At 40.9% G+C, this 5,625-nt stretch carries 6 protein-coding genes; all 6 read left to right on the forward strand.

Annotated features, from left to right (window positions below):
- Window positions 1–22: 22 nt before the first annotated feature.
- The 6 genes from rpsT to ACEW8O_RS08760 all read left to right on the forward strand — a co-directional run bounded on the left by rpsT (window position 23) and on the right by ACEW8O_RS08760 (window position 5,410).
- Entirely contained in the window at window positions 23–277 is a 255-nt protein-coding gene (gene rpsT / locus ACEW8O_RS08735; RefSeq protein ID WP_373494245.1) for a 30S ribosomal protein S20, read from the forward strand.
- Window positions 278–705: 428 nt separating this feature from the next.
- Window positions 706–1,404 (forward strand): DNA repair protein RadC, encoded by a 699-nt coding sequence (gene radC, locus ACEW8O_RS08740; RefSeq protein WP_373494241.1) that lies wholly within the window; start codon window positions 706–708, stop codon window positions 1,402–1,404.
- Between the two features lie 3 nt (window positions 1,405–1,407).
- Complete coding sequence (locus tag ACEW8O_RS08745) at window positions 1,408–2,028, forward strand: DUF1684 domain-containing protein (protein WP_373494246.1); 621 nt, start codon at window positions 1,408–1,410, stop codon at window positions 2,026–2,028.
- A 397-nt stretch (window positions 2,029–2,425) separates the two neighbouring features.
- Window positions 2,426–4,837, forward strand: a complete 2,412-nt coding sequence (gene pheT, locus ACEW8O_RS08750; RefSeq protein ID WP_373494242.1) for a phenylalanine--tRNA ligase subunit beta — start codon at window positions 2,426–2,428, stop codon at window positions 4,835–4,837.
- Window positions 4,838–4,839: 2 nt separating this feature from the next.
- Window positions 4,840–5,124: a hypothetical protein gene (locus ACEW8O_RS08755; RefSeq protein ID WP_373494243.1), complete on the forward strand. Its 285-nt coding sequence runs from the start codon at window positions 4,840–4,842 to the stop codon at window positions 5,122–5,124.
- Window position 5,125: 1 nt separating this feature from the next.
- Window positions 5,126–5,410, forward strand: coding sequence for a cell division protein ZapA (locus ACEW8O_RS08760; protein ID WP_373494244.1), 285 nt, complete (start codon window positions 5,126–5,128; stop codon window positions 5,408–5,410).
- Window positions 5,411–5,625: the final 215 nt, after the last annotated feature.

Here is a 5,625-nt window from a genome sequence, read left to right on the forward strand (position 1 = left end):
GAAATTAAGTAAAATAAAGGATATGGCAAATCACAAATCAGCACTAAAAAGAATCCGTGCAAACGAAGCCAAGCGTTTGAGAAACAGATATCAGCACAAGACTACCAGAACCTTCATCAAAAGGTTGAAGTCTTCCACTGATAAAGCTGAAGCGCAAGAGCTTTTGAAAACAGTAACCTCTATGATTGATAAACTTGCCAAAAAGAACATCATTCATAAAAACAATGCTGCAAACAAAAAGTCTAAATTGACCAAGTTTGTCAACGCAATTGCCTAAAAAAAGAAATTAAACGTTTAATTAGCCCCGTTCTCTGGTTCGGGGCTTTTTTTGTTTTGGGGCATTCCTTATTTTTATCTTTGTCGATTTCAAATGTGGTTTCTTGCCAATAGCCCAGAATTCTTTTACAAACGGGACGGAAGACGGAAGACCGAAGTACTGGATATTTAAACATTCTACCGAGAATTGTATACTATTACCAAATTCTTGGTAGCTGGGGATATTCATTATTCAATATATGTATATCCGCGACGATAAAAGTAAAGGTGAAATTCTACTAGATCCAAGGGCGGACCATGATTTGCCGCTTACTTCCGTCTTCGGTCTTCGGTCTTCCGTCCTGAAAATAATAAAATATTAGGTTATTGGTAATGAAGCGTTAGATCATATATTCAGACTATTTGTAACACTTTTCAACACATTGTTTTATGGAAGACTATTCTTCGATTAAGATTTCCCAATTGGCGGAGGAAGACAGACCCAGGGAAAAACTCCTGCTCAAAGGCAAGTCAGTTTTGTCAGATGCGGAATTGATAGCGATCCTAATTGGTTCGGGGACCAAATACCTCAGTGCCGTGGATTTGGCCAGGCACATCCTATCCAAGGTCAACAATGATCTGGGCGAGCTGGCAAAAATGAGCATCAATGACCTGAAAAAATTCAAGGGCATAGGTGAAGCAAAGGCAATCAGTATTGTGGCGGGACTGGAGTTGGGAAGAAGGAGGAAACTGATTACCGAACTGGTCAAAAGACCGAGGATCATCTCCTCAGGGGATGTATTTCACTTGATGAGGTCTGAATTGATAGATGAACCGATTGAGAATTTTTATATTTTGTTGCTGAACCGCGCTAACTATGTTCTCAAAAAAATACTGATCAGTAAAGGCGGGACTACCGGAACTGTTGCCGATCCCAAAATCATTTTCAAACATGCCTTAGACTGCCTGGCATGCTCGATTGTTTTGGTACATAACCACCCATCCGGCAACCTCAAACCTTCCGACCATGATAAACACCTGACCAAAAAACTTGTAGATGCGGGTAAATGTATGGAAGTCTCTGTGATAGATCATGTGATTATCACTGATGTTGCCTATTTTAGCTTCGCAGATGAAGGAATATTATAAATGATGAATACAAGAAATATTTTGATTGTTGGAGTAATTGCCGTAATCACCCTTGCGGTTGTTTATACCCTTACCGGAACAGACGATCCTGAAGTTTATATCGAAAAGATTGAAAAGGAGCGGGTTAGACAGTTTAAGTTTATCAGGTTCAATATCGAGTCACCCTTGTCCGATGAACAGAAGAGGGATTTCAAAGAACTTGATTTTTATCCCATTGACCCTTCCTATAAGGTGAGGGCAAAAATGGTTCCTGTCGAAGACCGGAAGATGATGGAACTACCCATGACCGATGGCACAGTCGAAAAATACCTCAGACATTCCTTTGCAGAATTTGAAATGGCAGGGCAAACGCATCGGCTATTGTTGCTTCAGTCCATCAAGGAATTGGATAAGAGGAATTTCTTCCTGGCTTTTGCTGATGGAACAAGCGGTGAAGAAACTTACGGTGGAGGCCGCTATATCAACCTCAGGCAGGATGGCAAAAACAGCATCACCATAGACTTCAACATGGCCTACAACCCATACTGTGCCTATAATCCGGATTTTGCCTGCCCTTTGCCACCGAAGGAAAATGTGATGGAGATAGCAATTAGGGCGGGGGAGAAGGATTATAAGAAGGAGTGAGGTTGTAGAAGCTAGAAGCGAGACGAGACCTTTGAGGTTTTTTTCTAACCTCGAAGGTCTATTTATAGATTAAAGAACCAAGAGCCAAGAATCAAGACTGGCTTTTTGTCGATTTTGGTTTTTGTGAAAATGCCATTTTTATTACATGATCTGGAACAAGGTGATCCTAAATAAACACTGTCAATCACACCACACGTCACTTATTATAGCATATATTCCCATATTTTTCAATCTTCCCCTTCCTGCCTAAGGCAATTCTCTTAAATTTGTGCCTTATTGCGTATTAGCTGTGTTTTTATGAAATGAACATAAATATTCGATGGTGAATTTTTATCAACCACCATATGAATATTTATTGTGAATTCCATGTGACCATTGACTAGCAAATGATATACACATGAAAATTTCTATAAATAGATTAAAAGATTTTATTGCCTTAAACCAATCACCCGAAGAAATTGCTGACCTGTTGACCGGTTCAGGTCTGGAAGTGGAAGGCATTGAGTTATTTGAATCCATCAAAGGAGGCCTTGAGGGAGTTGTCATTGGGGAAGTCATCACCTGTGACCGCCATCCCAATGCGGACAAACTCAGCATTACCACTGTCGATATTGGGGAAGGCGTTGTACCTATCGTTTGTGGTGCACCCAATGTTGCCAAAGGACAAAAAGTGGTGGTTGCCAAAGAAGGAGCTACACTTTTTCCTGTTTCGGGGGAATCCTTCGAAATCAAAAAAGCAAAAATCCGTGGGGAAGTTTCCCAAGGCATGATCTGCGCTGAAGATGAAATCTGGATCGGTGAAAGCCATGATGGAATAATAGTGCTTGATACCGATCTTCCTAATGGAACTCCTGCTGCTGAGTATTTCAAAGTAGTCCGGGACCATGTACTGGAGATCGGACTGACCCCAAACCGTGCCGACGCTGCCTCTCACCTTGGGGTTGCAAGGGACCTTAAAGCCTTGCTCAAAAAAGAGATTTGTATCCCTTCGGTGGAAAATTTCAAAGTTGACAACACCAACAGGATTATCCCTGTGGAAGTGGCAAGTGCTGAGGATTGCCCTCGATATGCAGGCCTGACCATTTCCAATATCAAGGTTGGCCCATCACCGGATTGGCTTCAAAATTACCTGAAAGCCCTCGACCTGAATCCGATCAACAATATTGTCGACATCACCAATTTTATACTCCATGACCTTGGGCAGCCCCTTCATGCCTTTGATGCGGACAAAATCATCGGTGGTAAAATTATTGTCAAAAAACTTCCCAAGGATACTCCTTTTGTCACTTTGGATGATAAGGAAAGAAAACTTTCCGGGGAGGAATTGATGATCTGTGATGAAAAAGGAGGCTTGTGTATTGCAGGGATTTTTGGGGGAAAAAGTTCGGGAGTATCGGATAATACCTCTTCTATCTTTTTGGAAAGTGCTTGTTTTTCTCCGGATGTGATCCGAAAAGGCTCACAGTTTCACGGATTGAAAACAGATGCTTCCTTTCGTTTTGAAAGGGGCACAGATCCCAATATGCCTGTTTATGCACTGAAAAGGGCAGCCATGTTGATCAAAGAATTGGCAGGTGGTGAAATCTCTTCTGAGGTGATTGATGTCTATCCTGTTCCTGTCGAGGACTTGGTCATTGAGGTGAGTTATGCCAATATCCATAGACTGATCGGAAAGGAGATTTCAAAAGAAGAAATAAAAGAGACCCTGGAAAACCTGGACATCAGGTATATTGGTGAAACCGAAAAGAACATCACTGTTTCCGTAAAACCTTACCGGGTTGATGTCACCCGCGAAGCGGATGTGATCGAGGAAATCCTGAGGATTCATGGATTTGACAATGTCCCTTTATCTGAGAACCTGAATTCCGACTACCTTGCCGAACATCCTGCCAAAGACCTTAACAAACTCCAATACAGAATGAGTGAGATTCTTTCAGGATTGGGGTATTTTGAGATCATTACCAATTCCCTGACCAAGCCCATTTATGCTGAGAAGTCAGGATTCTTGGATCCTGCTAAAAATGTTGAAATCCTCAACAAACTCAGTGAGGATTTGGGAGTCATGAGGCAGTCTTTGTTGTTTTCAGGATTGGAGGTTTTGGCACATAATATCAACCGCAGACAGAAAGACCTGAAATTATTTGAATTTGGCACCGTATATTTCAAGGAGGAAGAGCATTACAGGGAAGAAAAAAGACTTGCCTTGTTCCTTACGGGAGACAAAGCTGCTGAAAGTTGGTTGGAACCTTCCAAAGCTGTGGCATTTCCGGATATCCATTCCACTGTTGAACTTGTCCTTGAAAAATTGTGGATTGACAATATGGAAGTAGAGATCATTCATGCAGCCCCTTTTGATTATGCGCTTCAATTGAAGTTGGGCACAAAAGAATTGGGTACCATCGGGGTGGTTCAGGAGCATATTGGAAAGTTGGCAGAGGTAAAACAGGAAGTACTGTTTGCAGACCTGAATTGGGATTTATTGGCAAAAAAATCCAAAGGTTTGAAAAAGTACTCGGAAATTTCCAAATTTCCGGAGGTGAGAAGGGATCTGTCTTTGGTGATCGATAAAAAAGTTACTTTTGATCACATCAAAAAAACGGCAGTCAGGGCAGGAGGGAAGTTACTACAACGTATCGGGGTCTTTGATGTGTATCAGGGAGAAAAGATTGATGCAGACAAAAAGGCCTATGCTTTGAGCTTTTTCCTTCAGGATACCGAGAATACTTTGACAGATAAAATAATTGATAAAACCATGTCCCGGCTTATTCAAAGTTTTGAGAATGAAGTAGGTGCATTTATCCGAAAATAGAAATGATCCACGAAGAACTCCAACAAACCGAAAAACTTGCCACTCAGGTTGGCCGCAAACTGCAGCAACTGGAACAGGAAAATCAATCCCTGAAGGAAGACCTGTTTTCATTGAGAACCAAACTTGAAGACAAAGAGCGTTCGTTGGAGGATTTTAAAAATCAAATTAAAATAGCTAAACTTGTAAACAGCTTACCGGTGGAAGATATGGAATCCGCCGAATTGAGAGAAAAAATCAATAATTATATAAAGGAAATCGATAATATAATTGCCTATTTGTCTGAATAATATGGAAACACTTTCTATCAGGTTGAAAATTGGAGATCGGGAATACCCTATGAAGGTGAAGGCGGAAGATGAAGCCAAAATCAGACATGCAGGAAAATTAATTAATGATAAAATCAAAAGGTACAGAGAAGAATTTGGTTTGGATGACCGTCAGGATTTGTTGGCTATGGTAGCTTTTGACAGTATGGTCGAATCCATGGAACAAAATACGATCAATACTGATGACAGTGAATTGATAAAGTCCAGTGTCATACGGATCAATGAACAATTGAATTCCCTTTTATAATATTCATTCCCCTCTCTTTCGGAGATTTTTCTTTTGCAGGTAGGTTTTAAATATATCAATAAACCTATGGGAGAATTATTATACATCATTATCGCAGGCATAGTTGGCCTGGGATTGGGCGCTGTCATTGCAGGCCTTTTTATCCAAAACAATAACAAAAAGCTCGAGGCAGAAGCCAAGGAAAAAGCAAAAAGCATCATCCGTGAAGCGGAGAT

It is taken from the genome of Aquiflexum sp. (assembly GCF_041749095.1).
Lineage (GTDB): Bacteria > Bacteroidota > Bacteroidia > Cytophagales > Cyclobacteriaceae > Aquiflexum.